Origin of the sequence: Flavobacterium sp. IB48, assembly GCF_016405855.1 — a bacterium.
GTDB lineage: Bacteria > Bacteroidota > Bacteroidia > Flavobacteriales > Flavobacteriaceae > Flavobacterium > Flavobacterium ginsengisoli.
This window is the reverse complement of sequence record NZ_JAEFCA010000012.1, coordinates 36,600-52,168: the sequence shown is the minus strand read 5'-3', so window position 1 is coordinate 52,168 and position 15,569 is coordinate 36,600. Positions and strand designations below refer to the sequence as shown.

The 15,569-nt window shown below is 32.9% G+C and carries 15 protein-coding genes; 7 read left to right on the top strand and 8 right to left on the bottom strand.

Annotation, left to right across the window (positions count from 1 at the left end; translation table 11 throughout):
* The first annotated feature begins 127 nt into the window (after positions 1-127).
* The 4 genes from JC605_RS22965 (at position 128) to JC605_RS22950 (ending at position 3,680) form a co-directional block, all read left to right on the top strand.
* On the top strand, positions 128-1,015 hold the full coding sequence (locus JC605_RS22965) for a bifunctional 5,10-methylenetetrahydrofolate dehydrogenase/5,10-methenyltetrahydrofolate cyclohydrolase (RefSeq protein WP_198858410.1): 888 nt from the start codon (positions 128-130) through the stop codon (positions 1,013-1,015).
* A 302-nt stretch (positions 1,016-1,317) separates the two neighbouring features.
* The gene (locus tag JC605_RS22960) at positions 1,318-1,932 is read left to right on the top strand and encodes a hypothetical protein (RefSeq protein ID WP_198858409.1); all 615 of its coding nucleotides are present in this window, start codon (positions 1,318-1,320) and stop codon (positions 1,930-1,932) included.
* Between the two features lie 4 nt (positions 1,933-1,936).
* A complete protein-coding gene (locus JC605_RS22955) occupies positions 1,937-2,227 on the top strand; it encodes a transcriptional regulator (protein ID WP_198858408.1) in 291 nt (96 codons plus the stop codon).
* Positions 2,228-2,285: 58 nt separating this feature from the next.
* Positions 2,286-3,680, top strand: coding sequence for a DUF4173 domain-containing protein (locus JC605_RS22950; RefSeq protein WP_198858407.1), 1,395 nt, complete (start codon positions 2,286-2,288; stop codon positions 3,678-3,680).
* A 33-nt stretch (positions 3,681-3,713) separates the two neighbouring features.
* On the opposite strand, the gene rluF is transcribed toward JC605_RS22950, so the two are convergent.
* The 5 genes from rluF to JC605_RS22925 form a co-directional block, all read right to left on the bottom strand.
* Positions 3,714-4,550 (bottom strand): 23S rRNA pseudouridine(2604) synthase RluF, encoded by an 837-nt coding sequence (gene rluF, locus JC605_RS22945; protein ID WP_198858406.1) that lies wholly within the window; start codon positions 4,548-4,550, stop codon positions 3,714-3,716.
* Between the two features lie 129 nt (positions 4,551-4,679).
* On the bottom strand, positions 4,680-5,027 hold the full coding sequence (locus tag JC605_RS22940; RefSeq protein ID WP_198858405.1) for an antibiotic biosynthesis monooxygenase: 348 nt from the start codon (positions 5,025-5,027) through the stop codon (positions 4,680-4,682).
* An 84-nt stretch (positions 5,028-5,111) separates the two neighbouring features.
* Positions 5,112-5,972, bottom strand: coding sequence for an alpha/beta fold hydrolase (locus JC605_RS22935; RefSeq protein WP_198858404.1), 861 nt, complete (start codon positions 5,970-5,972; stop codon positions 5,112-5,114).
* 169 nt (positions 5,973-6,141) lie between these two features.
* Positions 6,142-6,921, bottom strand: coding sequence for a zinc ribbon domain-containing protein (locus JC605_RS22930; RefSeq protein ID WP_198858403.1), 780 nt, complete (start codon positions 6,919-6,921; stop codon positions 6,142-6,144).
* Between the two features lie 3 nt (positions 6,922-6,924).
* Positions 6,925-8,019: a Nif3-like dinuclear metal center hexameric protein gene (locus JC605_RS22925; RefSeq protein ID WP_198858402.1), complete on the bottom strand. Its 1,095-nt coding sequence runs from the start codon at positions 8,017-8,019 to the stop codon at positions 6,925-6,927.
* A gap of 98 nt (positions 8,020-8,117) precedes the next feature.
* Between JC605_RS22925 and lpxK the strand changes: the two genes are divergently transcribed.
* Positions 8,118-9,140, top strand: a complete 1,023-nt coding sequence (lpxK, locus tag JC605_RS22920; RefSeq protein WP_198858401.1) for a tetraacyldisaccharide 4'-kinase — start codon at positions 8,118-8,120, stop codon at positions 9,138-9,140.
* 19 nt (positions 9,141-9,159) lie between these two features.
* Here the strand turns inward: lpxK and JC605_RS22915 are convergent, their stop codons facing one another.
* From JC605_RS22915 to lipA, 3 genes are all read right to left on the bottom strand, one after another.
* The gene (locus JC605_RS22915; RefSeq protein ID WP_198858400.1) at positions 9,160-11,331 is read right to left on the bottom strand and encodes an ATP-binding protein; all 2,172 of its coding nucleotides are present in this window, start codon (positions 11,329-11,331) and stop codon (positions 9,160-9,162) included.
* Between the two features lie 26 nt (positions 11,332-11,357).
* A complete protein-coding gene (gene gap, locus JC605_RS22910) occupies positions 11,358-12,356 on the bottom strand; it encodes a type I glyceraldehyde-3-phosphate dehydrogenase (RefSeq protein WP_198858399.1) in 999 nt (332 codons plus the stop codon).
* 75 nt (positions 12,357-12,431) lie between these two features.
* Positions 12,432-13,298: a lipoyl synthase gene (gene lipA / locus JC605_RS22905; protein ID WP_198858398.1), complete on the bottom strand. Its 867-nt coding sequence runs from the start codon at positions 13,296-13,298 to the stop codon at positions 12,432-12,434.
* A gap of 300 nt (positions 13,299-13,598) precedes the next feature.
* Here lipA and JC605_RS22900 point away from each other — a divergent pair, with 300 nt between their 5' ends.
* The gene (locus JC605_RS22900; protein WP_198858397.1) at positions 13,599-14,462 is read left to right on the top strand and encodes a M48 family metalloprotease; all 864 of its coding nucleotides are present in this window, start codon (positions 13,599-13,601) and stop codon (positions 14,460-14,462) included.
* Between the two features lie 200 nt (positions 14,463-14,662).
* Positions 14,663-15,541 (top strand): M48 family metalloprotease, encoded by an 879-nt coding sequence (locus JC605_RS22895; RefSeq protein WP_198858396.1) that lies wholly within the window; start codon positions 14,663-14,665, stop codon positions 15,539-15,541.
* Positions 15,542-15,569: the final 28 nt, after the last annotated feature.

The window sequence follows — 15,569 nt, the reverse complement described above, 5'->3', positions numbered from 1 at the left end:
GTTTCAAGTTTAAGGTTTCAATTTTAGAAACCAAAACTTGAAACTTTTTCACTTAATATATTAAGAGTTTCGTTTTAACATGAAACCTGAAGCTTGAAACAAAAATTAAAACCTGAAACAACACACAATGCAGCTACTAGACGGTAAAAAAACATCTAATGACATTAAAAACGAAATTGCAGTCGAAGTTCAATCTATAAAAGCAGCTGGAGGAAAAGTGCCTCATTTAGCAGCTGTTTTAGTGGGTAATAACGGAGCAAGTTTAACTTACGTAGGAAGTAAAGTAAAATCATGTCAAGAAATTGGTTTCGATTCAACTTTAGTTGCTTTACCAGAAACGATTACAGAAGACGAGCTTTTAGCAAAAATTAAAGAATTGAACGAAGATGACAATCTAGATGGATACATCGTTCAATTGCCTTTGCCAAAACACATCGACGAGCAAAAAATTCTATTAGCAATCGACCCTGACAAAGATGTAGATGGATTTCACCCAACTAACTTTGGTAGAATGGCTCTTGAAATGGAAAGCTTTATTCCAGCAACGCCATTCGGAATTATGGAATTGTTAGAACGTTACAAAGTAGAAACCGCAGGAAAACATACAGTTGTAATAGGAAGAAGCCATATCGTAGGACGTCCGATGAGTATTTTAATGAGCCGAAAAGGAAATCCTGGAGACTCAACCGTTACACTTACTCACAGCCGCACTAAAGATTTAGCAGAATTTACTAAAAATGCTGATATTATTATTACAGCTTTAGGAGTTCCAGAATTCTTAAAAGCAGATATGGTAAAAGAAGGAGTAACAGTTATCGACGTTGGAATTACACGCGTAGAAGATGCATCAAATGCAAAAGGATATGTTATTAAAGGTGACGTTGATTTTGATGGTGTAAGCAAAAAAGCATCATTTATTACGCCAGTTCCAGGTGGAGTAGGACCAATGACAATTGCAATGCTGCTTAAAAATACACTTCTGGCAAGAAAAATGAGAAGCGCAAAAAATAAGTAATATTGTGTCAAAATAAAAAGAAAAAGCCTGTTCATTAAAGAATAGGCTTTTTTGTTTTTATCATTTGGGCGTGACCATATTTTGCGAATGGCGCGCCAATCTTTACGCATATGCACGCCATTCGCAAAATATGGTCGGGCTATCCGCGCTACTTCGGTAGCCAGCTTCTATCCCTCACGCGGTTTGTACAAATAGACCTGATAGGTTTTTAAAACCTGTCAGGTCTTGTTGAAATAAAAAATCACTTTTTTATTTGCCAATTAAAAATAAATAATAACTTTGTAACGCAAAGTACTTTAATTATGAATCAAAAGCACCAAGAAGATTTAGCACATATTCGTTCCATGATGGAGCGCTCTTCAAGAGTTTTATCGTTAAGCGGACTTTCAGGAGTTTTCGCGGGTCTTTCGGCTTTAATTGGCGGAATCTATGTTTACGAGCTTTTCAAAGCAAACGGAATGGATTATCTAAGCGATGAGCATAGATTATATTCTGCCAATCTGGTTTCAGAATTATTCTGGATTGGAATTACAATTTTAGTATTTGCATTTTTATTCGGAATCTTTTTTACCATAAGAAAAAGCCGAAAATATAATTTGCCAATCTGGACTTCAGTAACAAAAAAATTATTGTTTAATTTGGCTGTTCCGCTTGTAACCGGTGGTGTATTTTGTCTAGCTTTAATGTATCATGGACACTTTGGTTTAGTAGCGCCAGCAACATTAATTTTTTATGGACTAGCACTTATAAATGCAGAAAAATATACATTTTCAGATATAAAATATCTAGGTTTTTCGGAACTGATTTTAGGATGTATTGCACTTTTTAATATAGGATATGGATTGATTTTCTGGGTTTTAGGATTCGGAATCTTACATATCGTGTACGGATTAGTGATGTTCAAAAAATACAAATAATCCAATGGGAATTATTGATAAACTAAATAAAGATTTTGAAAGCCGTGTCAGACTGGGTATTATGTCCGTTCTGATGGTTAACGACTGGGTAGATTTTACCGAGATGAAAGCGCTTTTAAATATCACTGATGGTAATTTAGCAAGTCATTCCTCTGCGCTTGAAAAAGCGGGTTATATCGAAGTGAAGAAAGAATTCGTGGGCAAAAAGCCAAAAACCTCTTATCAGGTGACCGATTTGGGGCGTGCGGCTTTTAAAGAACACTTATCGTACCTTGAAAAATTAATGAAATCCTAATAACGCTATTTTTTTACCCATAAACTTTGAAATGCAAAGTACTTTTAGATTTAAAACAATGAAAAAACATCAATTTATTTTAGCTTGCACAGCGGTTTTTTTACTGCTTTTTTACAACGAATCTGTTGGAATCAATATTTCTATTTTCGGTGTAGTTCTTACGCTCTTGATTAGTTATTTCTATCAGGAAAAGATGGTCGACAGATCACATTTGGTTCTTGTAATGACCTCTATTTTATCTTGTTTTGCCTTTGCTTGGTACGGAGATGCAGCCTCATTCTTTGCCTTAGCCTTATCAATTATATTTTTGCAATTCAAAACTCAAAATGGAGAACTCAAGATGATTCAGGTTTTTCCACTAATATTCTTAAACGGATTTGCTTCTGTAGGTAGAATATTTATGTTTCACCAATGGCTTCCAGAGCGAAAAATCCATAATGATTTTGCTAAAAAACTAGTGGCGTTTGTTTTGATTCCAATTGTTTTTCTCGGATTGTTTTTTATTGTGTATTCTTTTGGAAGTGATCATTTCTCTTCATTATTTACGGATTACGAATTAGATATCGATTTACCGCAATTAATCGGAATCAGTATTTTAGGATTTTACATTTCATTCAGTTTTTGGAATTATTGGGTTCCAGATGCCTGTTATGAATACAATCCGAAATTAAACAATGATTTTAGCAATATTTCTGAAGTGAAAAATCAAAGTACTTTTTCTTTTTTAGATTTGGACTTCGAAAGAAAAAGCGGTGTAATTACCCTGTTTCTGTTAAATATTATGCTTTTAGTTTTTATCGGAACGTATAATTATGAGCAGTTTTTTGAAGTAGTGACAGCACAGGCTTCTAAACTTAGTTCTGATACACATGAAAGAGTAAATTCTGTTATCTTTTCGATTCTCATGGCAGTTGGTGTAATTATGTTTTATTTCAAAGGCGGATTCAATTTTGATAAAAAAGCAACACTTCTTAAAACACTTGCTAAAATCTGGATTTTTCTAAATGGAATTTTGATTGTAAGTACCATCATCAAAAATTCAGAGTATGTTTCATTTTTTGGTTTAACCTATAAACGTTTGGGAGTTTACGCTTTTCTTATTTTGGCAATTATTGGTTTGGTATACACTTTTTTGAAAATTACAAAACAAAAAACCAATGTTTATTTAGTAAATCAGATGGTTTGGTGTTTTTACGGGACTGTACTTTTATGCAGTTATGTAAATTGGGGAAACATAATTACCAATTATAATATCTCAGTAAATAAGGGAGTTTCGCCTATTTTTTTAAGCGGTTTAAATTTTAATGATGAGGCTCGAAGAGAATACTTCCAAAAGAACAATTTAGACGGGAAATATGCAGAATCAGTCAGAGAAGAAATGATTTTAAATTATCAAGAGGCTAGTTTTTTATCTAAAGCATTATACTATGATTTTTTAGATAAAAAGAAATAATAAAAAAATCCCATTCAAACGAATGGGATTTTTTTATTTATTATCTCCTCTTTTTTTAAATCTAGGATCGTGTTTTGAAATAAATGCTTTTCTTCTGGTTGGAGTTGCAGTGTTTGAAGTTGAACTTTCAGTTTTAGGAAAGCTGGCTTCTTCCGTTTTGCTAGAAGGCTCAATTAACTGATTTAATTCTTTTATTTCAGCATCTGTCAAATCTCTATATCTTCCAACAGGAACATCCAAAGAGATGTTAATGATTCTAATACGTTTTAAGGCAGTAACTTCATAACCCAAGTATTCAGACATTCTTCTAATCTGACGGTTTAATCCTTGCGTTAAAATGATCTTGAAAGTGAATTTGCTAATTTGTTCGACTTTACATTTTTTGGTAACCGTATCAAGAATAGGAACACCATTCCCCATCCTCTGAATAAAACGATCTGTAATTGGTTTGTTTACCGTAACAGTATATTCTTTTTCGTGGTTGTTTCTGGCACGAAGAATCTTATTTACAATATCACCGTCGTTGGTCATAAAAATTAATCCTTCACTGGCTTTATCCAATCGTCCAATTGGGAAAATACGTTTTGGATAATTAATATAATCAACAATATTATTTTTAACTTCAAGGTTAGTCGTGCATTCAATTCCGACAGGCTTATTGAAAGCTAAATAAACCAATTTTTCGTTTTTCTCTACGATTAATTTACCATTAATACGTATTTCGTCATCTGGCGAAACTTTAGTTCCCATTTCCGCCACCGAACCATTTATAGTTACGCGTCCTTCTTCAATTAATTTATCAGCTTCACGGCGAGAACAATATCCCGTTTCACCAATAAATTTATTAAGACGTTTTAAATTTTCTTCCATACTGCAAAAGTAGACAAAAGTTTAGACATCTTGGAATTTTAGATTTCAGACTTTAAATTTCAGATCTTTGAAAAAAAAACTTAGTCCCGATAGCTATCGAGATAGTAGCTTAGAATCTTAGCACCTTTTCTAGGAATCATGAAAAACCGAACTATCTTGTGGATTTTCTTTTCGATCAAACATTCCGTAATCACGAATCACAGTTGCAATTCGTAAATGATAATCTTTGAAAACTTCATTTCTGCCTTTTGCCTGAGCTGCACGATGCATTTCTAGATTTCTCCACTGCTGAATGCTTTCTTCATCTTTCCAAAAAGATAAAGACAAAATTTTTCCAGGATCAGCTAGACTCTGAAATCTTTCTATTGAAATAAAACCATCAACGTGACTTAATTCGGGTTTTAAATTTGCAGCGATATCTAAATATTCTTCTTTCTTTCCCTCGTTGGGAATGACTTCAAAAATTACAGCACTCATCTTTTTGAGTTATGAATTATGAGTTATGAATTATAAGTGAAATAAAAAAAAGCTTTGTTCCTTTGGGTCTTTGTCACTTTGTGTCTAAGAGCTTTGCTCGCTAAACAAAAACTCAATCACTTTGTCATACAATCCATCATCATGCATTCCGTGACCTAAACCGCTGGTTTCGATAAACTGGCTGTTTTTCCAGCTGCTGGCTATTTTTTTTCCTTCTTCAAAAGCTACGATTTTATCTGAAGTATCATGAGCAATAAAGCCAGGAATAGTAAATTGAGATGCAAATTTTTGTCCTGAAAAATCTTCCAGTTTAAAATTGAAACGGTTAACAAATTTGTTTTCTAATAAAGACAACATTCTTCTATTCAAACTCAGCATTGAGATATAATTGTCGATCAAAGTTTTTAAATCAGAAGGAGCGCCAAGAACAACCATTTTGTTAATGCTCGTGTTCGGAAACAAATATTGATGATAAACGCAGGCCGCTCCGCCAATAGAATGCCCAATTATAATTTCTGGCTGATATTTTTCTACAGCTTTATTGATAAATTCGGCGTAAAGTGGCACATTAAATTCTTTTCCGCTACTTTGTCCGTGTGCAGGCGCATCAATTGCAATAATGGTGCTTCCGGATTTTTGAAGATGTGGTAAGGTTTTTTTCCATCGTGCAGCATTGCTTTCCCAGCCATGCACTAATAGAATTTTGGTTTCATTTCCTTTCCAAATATAGGTTTGAAAATGATGTTCATTATGATGAAATATTTCTGTTTCTGTATGTCGTAAAACTTTTGGAAGTTCCTCTTTTTTTAATCGGCCAATTCGAGGCTGGCTAAAAAGAGCATAAGAAAGTTCCATAGCTTTTTGCGGACGAACATAACTCAAAAAGTTAATGTAAGATCCAACTGATTTTAATGTGATGAACCGAATTCCTTTTTTAATTCCCAAAACTTAAATTTTTTCTAAAGATAAAAAAAGGTCTGCCACGAATTACACAAATTGGAGCGAATTTTTTATTCTCAAAGGAGTAGATTAAAAAAATAATTTGTGAAAATTCGTGGAATTCGTGGCAAAATAAACGTAAAAAAAAAGTCCCGATTTAATCGGGACTTGATATTTAGAATTTTGTGAACAATTGTTCCATTTTTTCTTTTTCTTCTTCAGCTAATTGTGTATCAACTAAGATTCTTCCAGAGTGCTCATCAGTGATGATTTTCTTTCTTGAAGCAATTTCAACCTGAGTTTGAGGTGGAATTGTAAAGAAAGATCCAGCAGAAGCTCCTCTTTCGATAGAAACTACAGCTAATCCGTTACGAACACTGCTTCTGATTCTGTTGTAAGCAGCCAATAATCTGTCTTCGATTTGTGCAGCAAATTCAGCAGATTTCTCAGTTAAGAAAGTTTCTTCTTTTTGAGTTTCAGCCATAATAGCATCTAATTCAGATTTTTTATGTTTTAAATGAGAGCTTTTAGCATCAAGTTTTTCTTTTAAATTAGAAATAACTTCTTTTTTGTGCTCGATAGAAGCTTTCATTTCTTTGATTTGCTTTTCAGCCAATTGAATTTCTAATTCTTGAAATTCAACCTCTTTTGTCAAAGAATTAAATTCTCTGTTGTTACGTACTGATTCTTGTTGTTTTGTGTACTTCTTGATCACTTCTTTATGCTCCTCAATAGCAATTTTCTTTGCTTTGATTTGCTCCTCAATCACTTCAAGTTCACCTTTCAGTTTTTCTGAACGAGTGCTTAAACCTGCAACTTCATCTTCTAAATCTTCAACCTCTAAAGGAAGTTCTCCTCTAACGTTTCTGATTTCGTCAATTCTAGAGTCAATAAGCTGTAAATCATATATTGCTCTTAACTTGTCCTCAACACTTAATTCTTTCGTATTCGTCATATTCTATAAGTACTTAACTGGATTTGTATTTTCTTCCGATAAAATGATTGCAAAATTAAGAATTTTTTTTCGAAGATAATCAACAATATAATTTTTTGTATAGCGTTCGCTCTCAAAATGACCAATATCTGCCAAAAGTAACTTGTTTTCGGCTTCATAAAACTGATGATACTTCAAATCGGCAGTCAAAAATGCATCTGCTCCAGAACTTATTGCATTTCTAATTGCAAAACTTCCTGAACCTCCTAGCACAGCGACTTTTTTGATTTTTTTTCCTAAAAAAGCAGAATGGCGAATTCCGTCGGCAATCATTTTTTCTTTTACAAACTGAAGAAAGTCTTTCTCATCCATTTCAACTTCAAATTCGCCAATCATTCCTAAACCAATATTCTGATGAGAATTTTCAAGATTGTAAATTTCATAAGCTACTTCTTCGTAAATGTGATTTGCAAAAAGAGCTTTTAAAATTCGGGATTGCAAGTGCTTTTCAAACGTAACTTCGATTTTTATTTCTTGCGTTTCGGTTAAGTTGTGGCGTTCTCCGATTACAGGATTGCTTTCAGAATTTCCTTTGTATGTTCCAACTCCTTCAGAGTTAAAACTGCAATTGTCGTAATTGCCAATTGTTCCTGCGCCCGCTTCAAATAATGCTTTGCGAACTTTATCTGCATTATCAGGAATTGTATAAGTAACTAATTTTTGGATGAAATTATTTTTAGGAACTAATATCTTAGTATTTGTCAGACCCAAAGCATCACAAAATATTTTATTAACTCCTGCCGAGTGATTGTCTAAAGCTGTGTGAACGGCATAAATAGCTATATCATTTTTAATTGCTTTTAAAATGGCGCGTTCCACATAATTTTTACCTGTGATTTTTTTAATTCCAGAAAACAATATCGGGTGAAAGCAAACGACTAGATTAGAGTTTTTAGAAATAGCTTCGTCAATTACATTTTCTAATGCATCGTGACAAACTAAAACTCCCGTACATTCGGTTTCAGAATCTCCGACTAAAAGTCCAACATTGTCAAAATCTTCGGCATAGGCCAAAGGAGCCATTTCTTCAAGAACCGATATAATATTTTTGATTTTCATTTTAAGATTTGTTTCAAGTTTTAGGTTTCAAGTTTCAAGTTCTTCGACTTGTGGCAAAACCTCAAACAAATTAACGAAAAAAATTATACTTTCGTAAAATGAACTTACTTCGAAAATTACTTTTCCCTTTCGCCATTTTATACGGATTCATTACTTCAATCCGCAATTTTCTTTTTGATAAAGGAATTTTAAAATCAACTTCATTTGATCTTCCTGTTATTGCAGTTGGAAATTTAAGCGTTGGCGGAACTGGGAAAACTCCTCAAATAGAATATTTGATTCGATTATTATCTGATAAATATAAAGTGGCAACTTTAAGTCGCGGTTATAAAAGAAAATCGGAAGGTTTTGTTTTGGCTGATGAAAATTCGAATGCTGAAATTTTGGGCGACGAACCTTTTCAGTTTTATCAAAAATTTCCAAATGTAATGGTTGCTGTTGACGCCAATCGTACAAATGGAATTCAGCAACTGCTTTCGCAAAAAGAAAAACCTGAAATTGTTTTGCTCGATGATGCCTATCAGCATCGAAAAGTAAAAGCAGGTTTTTACATTTTGCTTACTTCTTATGGAGATTTATTTGCAGATGATTTTATGCTGCCGACAGGAAATTTGAGAGAAAGTAGGAGTGGAGCAGAAAGAGCCAGTATCGTGGTCGTTACAAAATGTCCAAGTATTTTAACTGAAGAAGAACAAACTGCGATTAGATCAAGATTGAAGCTTAATTACAAGCAAAAGCTATTTTTTAGTTTTATTGATTATGATAATGTGATTTACGGTAAAAATGAAAAAATTTCCGTTAACGAAATTAAATCAGAATCAAAAATTCTTTTAGCCGGAATTGCGAAACCAAAACCATTTTTTGATTATTTAAAGAATGAAAACGATGAATGTTTGACTTTTCCAGATCATCATCATTTTTCTGATGCGGATCTAGATTCAATTCAAGTTAAAGCAAACGGCAGAAAAATAGTTACAACCGAGAAAGATTATGTGCGTTTAAAAGATTCAAAATTGGTTTCTCAATTGTATTATCTTCCAATAAAAAGTTCATTCATCAACCATCAGCAAGACTTCGATGCTACGATTTTAGAGTATGTAAAAGAAAACTTAGAATCTTAGTATCTCATAAGAACCTTTGTTAATCAAAAAACTTAGCAATAGTGCTGTAGAATTCGTCTGGTACAAAAGGTTTGGTAATAACATCATCCATTCCAAAAGAAAGAAGCATATCTCGGTTTTCGTCAAGCGAAATTGCTGTTAAGGCAATAATTGGAGTTGCTTTGTCAAATTCACGAATCAATTTAGTTGCTGTAGTTCCGTTAATACCAGGAAGATGAACATCCATTAAAATCATATCGAAGCGCTTGATTTTTAAAAGTTCGACAGCATCTTCTCCATTGTCAACAATCTCGCAGGTAATGTTTTTGTTTTCTAGCATTTTGCGAGTGATCATTTGATTGATCTTGTTGTCCTCAATCAATAAAATAGATTTGTTTTTCAATTGTTTGTCGTTATAAGGTTTTACTTCTTCAATTACTTCCAATGGTTCGTTGTTAATTTTAAAATTTAGTTTAAAGGTGAATGTAGAACCTTTGCCCACTTCACTTTTTAGTTTTATTTCGCCTCCTAAGAGTTCGATTAATTTTTTTACGATAGTTAATCCAAGGCCAGTTCCTCCGTATTTTCTATTTACTTCTATAGAGCCTTGAGAAAAACTTTCAAAAACAGTTTGGAGTTTATCCTCAGGAATTCCAATACCAGTATCCACAATTTCAAAGTAAACTGTTGCTTCTTCTCCTTCTTGCGAATACAATTTTGCAATAACATTTACATGTCCGTTTTGAGTAAATTTTAAAGCATTGTTGATTAAGTTTAATATAATCTGAGATAATTTGGTCGGATCACCAATTAGATTGTCTGGAATTGCTTTGTCTATTTCTAGATTGAAATAATTTTTGTTGGCAGTTGCTAGTTCTTTTAATGAACTTTGAATATTAAAAAGTAGTTCTTTCAAATTAAAGCTGATATTTTCAACTTCAACTTTAGTCGAATCAATTTTATTAATTTCTAAAATTTCATTGATAAAAGTAGTTAGATAATTACCAGAGAATTTTAAAGATTCTAAGTACTTTAATTGCTTTTTCTTTGGTTTGTCTTCAAGTAGAATATGGGTTATTCCGTTAATGGCGTTCAATGGCGTCCGGAGTTCATGGCTTACTGTAGATAAAAATTCAGATCTGGCTTTTGATGCTTTTTCTGCTTTGTTTTTAGCCAAAATCAATTCTTTGTTCTTTTCTCGAAGCAATAAATTATTCTGATTTCTAATGATATTGTTTTTGTACAATGCTAAACTCAAAAGAGATAAAATTGAAATTAAAGCAATTGCCAGAATACTAACCAACTTAGAATAGCGATATGTTTTGAGCTGAAATTTTTCTTCGCTTTCTTTTTTAATGGTGTTGTTTAAAGATTGATTTTTTTTGAATTTTGAGAATTCATCCAAATCAATTTTGGCATTCTTTAATTTTAAAATATAATTTTCAAGCTGGTAATGTTCGTCTAAATACGAATACGCTAGATCATAATTTTTATTTTGTTTGTAATATTGGCTAATTGCTAGAACGATTTTAGATTTCTTGGTAAAATCATTTATTTTGGTATTGTAATCTAATGCTTTGTCAAAATAAATCATTGCCGAATCATTTCGTTTAAGCTGTCCCTCAATTAGTCCAAGCTGATAATATGCATCTATTTTGGTTTTTATAATTGCATTGTTATCCGGCTTTTTGGTGATGGCTTTAAGAGTTTTTACTGCCGATTTAAGATCATTATTAGTCTTAAATGCCAAAGCTTTCTGATAATCTAAAACTGCGGCATTATCATTAATGTTTAGTTGTTTTAGTAAATCTGTGGCTTTCGTATAATAGACACTAGCCGTTTTGTAATCGCCTTTTGCTGTATTGGCTACTCCAATATAATGCAATGCCAAAACTTTTGTACAGCTTGGTTTTAAAGTGTCAAATAAAGAAACTGTTTTATGGAAGTTTTTTAAAGCTTCTTCAAATTTTCCTTGGTTATAATAAATTTTACCAAGCTTAAAAGTCTGATTTGCAAGATTCTCTTTTTTGCCATTTTCTTCACAAAAATTAATCGATTTTTCAGTGTAGTAAACTGCTTGATTGAACTTTTTATTGTTAAGATTAGAATTAGCGAGCTTGTTATAATACATGACGCTATCCGTATTCTTTTTGGCTTGAGAATACAAAAACGAGTTAAAAAAACAAACAACAATAAAAAGATAGTATTTCATGTATGGCAATGCTATTACAATGAATCTTATTTTTTTCTTATCAGTAAAATTAAATCGATCAACCTTGATGAATAGCCAATTTCGTTATCGTACCAGCCTACAACTTTTACCATTTTATCGATAACTGAAGTTAGCTGAGCATCAAATAAACAAGAATGTGTGTTGCCAATTACATCTACCGAAACAATCGGATCTTCGGTATAATCTAATATTCCTTTTAAATTTGTTTTTGAGGCTTGTTTGAATGCTTTATTTATTTCTTCAATGCTCACAGCACGTTTTACATTGAAGGTTATGTCTGTTAATGAGCCGTCTGGAACAGGTACTCTAATACCACATCCACCCATTTTGTTGTGCAATTTAGGAAAAATTTTCGTTAATGCCTTAGCTGCACCCGTAGTTGTTGGAACAATCGACTGGCTGGCACCTCTTGCACGGCGTAAATCCTTATGGGGCTGGTCATGAAGACTTTGGTCTGTTGTGAAAGAATGTATAGTTGTAATGTATGCTTGTTCAATTCCGCACAACTCTTCGATAATTTTAATCATCGGAGCGGCGTTGTTTGTGGTACAGCTCGCATTAGAAACTATATCTTCATTTCCTTCCAGAATATTTTGGTTTACACCTAGAACAACCGTTTTTATGGTGTCAACTTCTGATGGAGCAGAAAGAATTACTTTTTTTGCTCCAGCTTCTAGGTGCGCATTTAATTCTTCATGCGTTTTGTATTTACCTGTCGATTCGATTACAATATCAATCGAATGCGATTTCCAGTCTATGTTTGCAATATTTTTTTCGTGAAAAAAGAAAAAATGCCTTCCATCTACAATGATACTATTTTCGTCATGACTTACTTCAGCAGGCAAAACTCCATGTATACTGTCGTATTTAATTAAATGCGACATGGTTTTATTGTCTGCAATATCATTTATAGCTACGACTTCGATTTCGGGGTGATTTAAAAGCAATCGGAATAAATTTCTTCCAATTCTTCCAAACCCATTAATAGCAATTCTTGTTTTCAATGTTTTGTTTATTCGTTTAACTGTTTAATCGTTTAATCGGTTTTACAATTAAACGATTAAACGATTAAACTTTTTTTATAAAATATGTTTTTGTGCTTTATAAGAAGAACGAACAAGAGGTCCGCTTTCTACATGTCTAAAACCTAATTCAATACCAAATTGTTCATATTTGGCAAATTGCTCAGGCGTAATAAATTCTTTTACAGGAAGATGTTTTTTACTTGGCTGTAAATATTGTCCAATAGTAACCACATCAACATTTGCATTTCTCAAATCAGTCATAGTCTGGAAAACTTCTTCTTCTGTTTCGCCAAGCCCAAGCATAATTCCAGATTTTGTTCTATTGATTCCTTTTTCTTTTAAATAACGAAGGACTTCTAAACTTCTGTCATATTTTGCCTGAATACGAACTTCGCGAGTTAAACGTCGTACCGTTTCCATGTTATGAGAAACAACTTCAGGATTTGCTTCTACAATACGATCAAGGTTTCTTTCAATTCCTTGGAAGTCTGGGATCAAAGTTTCAAGAGTAGTTTGAGGATTCATTCTTCTGATAGCTCTTACAGTTTCCATCCAAATGATAGAACCGCCATCTTTAATATCATCTCTATCAACACTGGTAATTACAGCGTGTTTAATGTTCATGATTTTAATAGAACGAGCTACTTTTTCAGGTTCATCCCAATCTACTGTTTCTGGTCTTCCGGTTTTTACACCGCAGAAACCGCAAGAACGAGTACAAACATTTCCTAAAATCATGAAAGTTGCAGTTCCTTCACCCCAGCATTCGCCCATGTTAGGACAGCTTCCAGAAGTGCAAATGGTATTTAAACTATATTTATCAACTAAACCTCTAAGCTCAGTATATTTTTGTCCGATAGGTAATTTTACTTTTAACCACTTTGGTTTTGTGGTTTGTATATTTTCAGTGACTGTTTCCATATATCAATGTTCAAAGTACAAAGATACGGAATGTAGTTTATTTAGAGATGTTTATTTGCTTTTCGTTTGCTTTTGTTGAAAGAACAGACATTTTTGCAATAAATAAGTTTTAATGTTAATACTTTGATTTAAAATGTTTTTTTGACTTTGTTTTCCTTGCTTATTGTTTCTTCTTCTGACGTTTTGGCTATTTTATTGTAAAATAAGAATATAACCTTAATCTGTTACAAATTTGACTTCTTCAGATATTGTAAAATTTATGCTGTACTAATTTTGCTGTTAATTTAACAGTTTAAAAACATGAAAAAGAAATTTATTCTAGTAGGAATGTTGTTTGCAGCTCTTGGCTTTGGTAAAATAGAGGCACAAATACTTTCGGATAAATCAATGGGAGCTTTGAGCAAAGGTGTTTCAGGATTTACTTTTAGTGATGCGGATGCGGCGGCTCTAGCAAAAAAATCTATCGATGAAATGGATGCAAATAATCCCGTTGCAACACCCGCAGATGGCTACTCAATTCGTTTAGATCGAGTATTTGGAAAACACATAACCACCGAAGGGGTAACTTTAAATTATAAAGTATATCTGGTAAAAGATATTAATGCTTTTGCTTGTGCTGACGGTAGTGTTCGCGTGTTTGCAGGTTTGATGGATATTATGGATGATAATCAATTGCTTGCTGTTATTGGGCATGAAATTGGGCATGTTGTTAATCATGATACAAGAGACGCAATAAAAGCGGCTTATAAAAAAGAAGCTCTTATGGATGCTGCATCATCACAATCTGGAAAAATGGAAACGCTAACCAATTCTCAATTAGGACAAATAGGAAGTGCCATGATTGATAGCAAACACAGCCGAAAACAAGAATCTGAGGCAGATGCTTTCTCTTATAATTTCATGAAAAAAAATGGCTATGATGTGAATGCTGTAGAATCTGCTTTTAGAATTCTGCAAAATTTAAGCGAAGGAGCTGAGTCGTCTTTTATGACCAAAATGATGAGTTCTCACCCAGATTCTGGAAAAAGAGCCGATGATGCTAAGAAAAAGGCAACAAAAGACGGTTTGTATCATGCTTATGTGCAACAGAAAATTGATAACACAGCGCCTGTAAAAGCAAAAACAACGACAACGGCTAAAAAAACGACTGCAAAAAAGAAATAATTTTTTTGATATAAAGGTAAAAGGCAAATTCATTAGAGTTTGCCTTTTTTTGTTTTAAAATATTGTTAGATAATATTTTAAGCGACTGCAGTATAGCTAGTTTAAAAATTATACCTTTAAATGTTAAAAAACTAGATTTCTAATAGAAATGTGAAAATGTTATTATAGTATATTTGTTGTTAAATTAATAAAAGTAAAAAATGAAAAAGAAATTTATTGTATTGGGAGTTTTATTGGCCGCTTTTAGTTTTACTAAAACAAATGCACAGATTAATCTGGGAGATAAAGCAATTGGGGCAGTTCAAAAAGGAGTTACTGGTTTTACTTTTAGTAATGCTGATGCAGCAAAACTATCTAAAGAAGCCGTTGATAAATTAGACGCTGAACATGAAATTGCTGGACCGACAGATGGTTATACTTTAAGATTAAATCGTGTTTTTGGCAAACATGCATCTGGAGAAGGATTTACTTTAAATTATAAAGTGTATAAATTGAAAGAAGTAAATGCTTTTGCAACTGCAGACGGAAGCGTTCGTGTGTATTCTGGATTAATGGATATCATGGATGATAACGAATTAGTTGCTGTAATTGGACACGAAATCGGACACGTTGCAAACAACGATTCTAGAGATGCTGTTCGTGCAGCTTATCAAAAAGAAGCTTTAATGGATGGAGTTGCTTCTCAGTCGGCAACTGTGGCAACAGTAACAGATAGTCAGCTTGGAAAAATTGGAAGCGCGATTATTGATAGTAAATACAGCCGTAAACAAGAATCTGAAGCCGATTTATTTGCTTATAATTTCATGAAGAAAAATGGTTATGATGTAAATGCTGAAGAATCTGCTTTTAGAATTTTGGCAAAAATGAGCGAAGGATCTGAAGCGTCATTTATTGATCAAATGATGAGTTCGCATCCAGATTCTAAAAAGAGAGCAGATGATGCTAAGAAAAGAGCAGAAAAAGATGGTTTGTACAAACCATATGTACAGCAGAAAATTGTAAATACAGTTCCTGTAACAAGCACTAAAAAGACAACTACAACAACCAAAAAGAAAACGACAACAACCAAAAAGAAATAAGAGTTGTTCTTTAGAATTATAAACCCCA

Coding starts and splice junctions, on each gene's coding strand:
- JC605_RS22950 (WP_198858407.1), top strand. CDS start 2,286: ATGAAAAAACATCAATTTATTTTAGCTTGCACAGCGGTTTTTTTACTG.
- JC605_RS22930 (WP_198858403.1), bottom strand. CDS start 6,921: ATGACGAATACGAAAGAATTAAGTGTTGAGGACAAGTTAAGAGCAATA.
- JC605_RS22955 (WP_198858408.1), top strand. CDS start 1,937: ATGGGAATTATTGATAAACTAAATAAAGATTTTGAAAGCCGTGTCAGA.
- JC605_RS22895 (WP_198858396.1), top strand. CDS start 14,663: ATGAAAAAGAAATTTATTGTATTGGGAGTTTTATTGGCCGCTTTTAGT.
- lpxK (WP_198858401.1), top strand. CDS start 8,118: ATGAACTTACTTCGAAAATTACTTTTCCCTTTCGCCATTTTATACGGA.
- JC605_RS22900 (WP_198858397.1), top strand. CDS start 13,599: ATGAAAAAGAAATTTATTCTAGTAGGAATGTTGTTTGCAGCTCTTGGC.
- JC605_RS22925 (WP_198858402.1), bottom strand. CDS start 8,019: ATGAAAATCAAAAATATTATATCGGTTCTTGAAGAAATGGCTCCTTTG.
- JC605_RS22915 (WP_198858400.1), bottom strand. CDS start 11,331: ATGAAATACTATCTTTTTATTGTTGTTTGTTTTTTTAACTCGTTTTTG.
- JC605_RS22940 (WP_198858405.1), bottom strand. CDS start 5,027: ATGAGTGCTGTAATTTTTGAAGTCATTCCCAACGAGGGAAAGAAAGAA.
- rluF (WP_198858406.1), bottom strand. CDS start 4,550: ATGGAAGAAAATTTAAAACGTCTTAATAAATTTATTGGTGAAACGGGA.
- lipA (WP_198858398.1), bottom strand. CDS start 13,298: ATGGAAACAGTCACTGAAAATATACAAACCACAAAACCAAAGTGGTTA.
- JC605_RS22960 (WP_198858409.1), top strand. CDS start 1,318: ATGAATCAAAAGCACCAAGAAGATTTAGCACATATTCGTTCCATGATG.
- JC605_RS22965 (WP_198858410.1), top strand. CDS start 128: ATGCAGCTACTAGACGGTAAAAAAACATCTAATGACATTAAAAACGAA.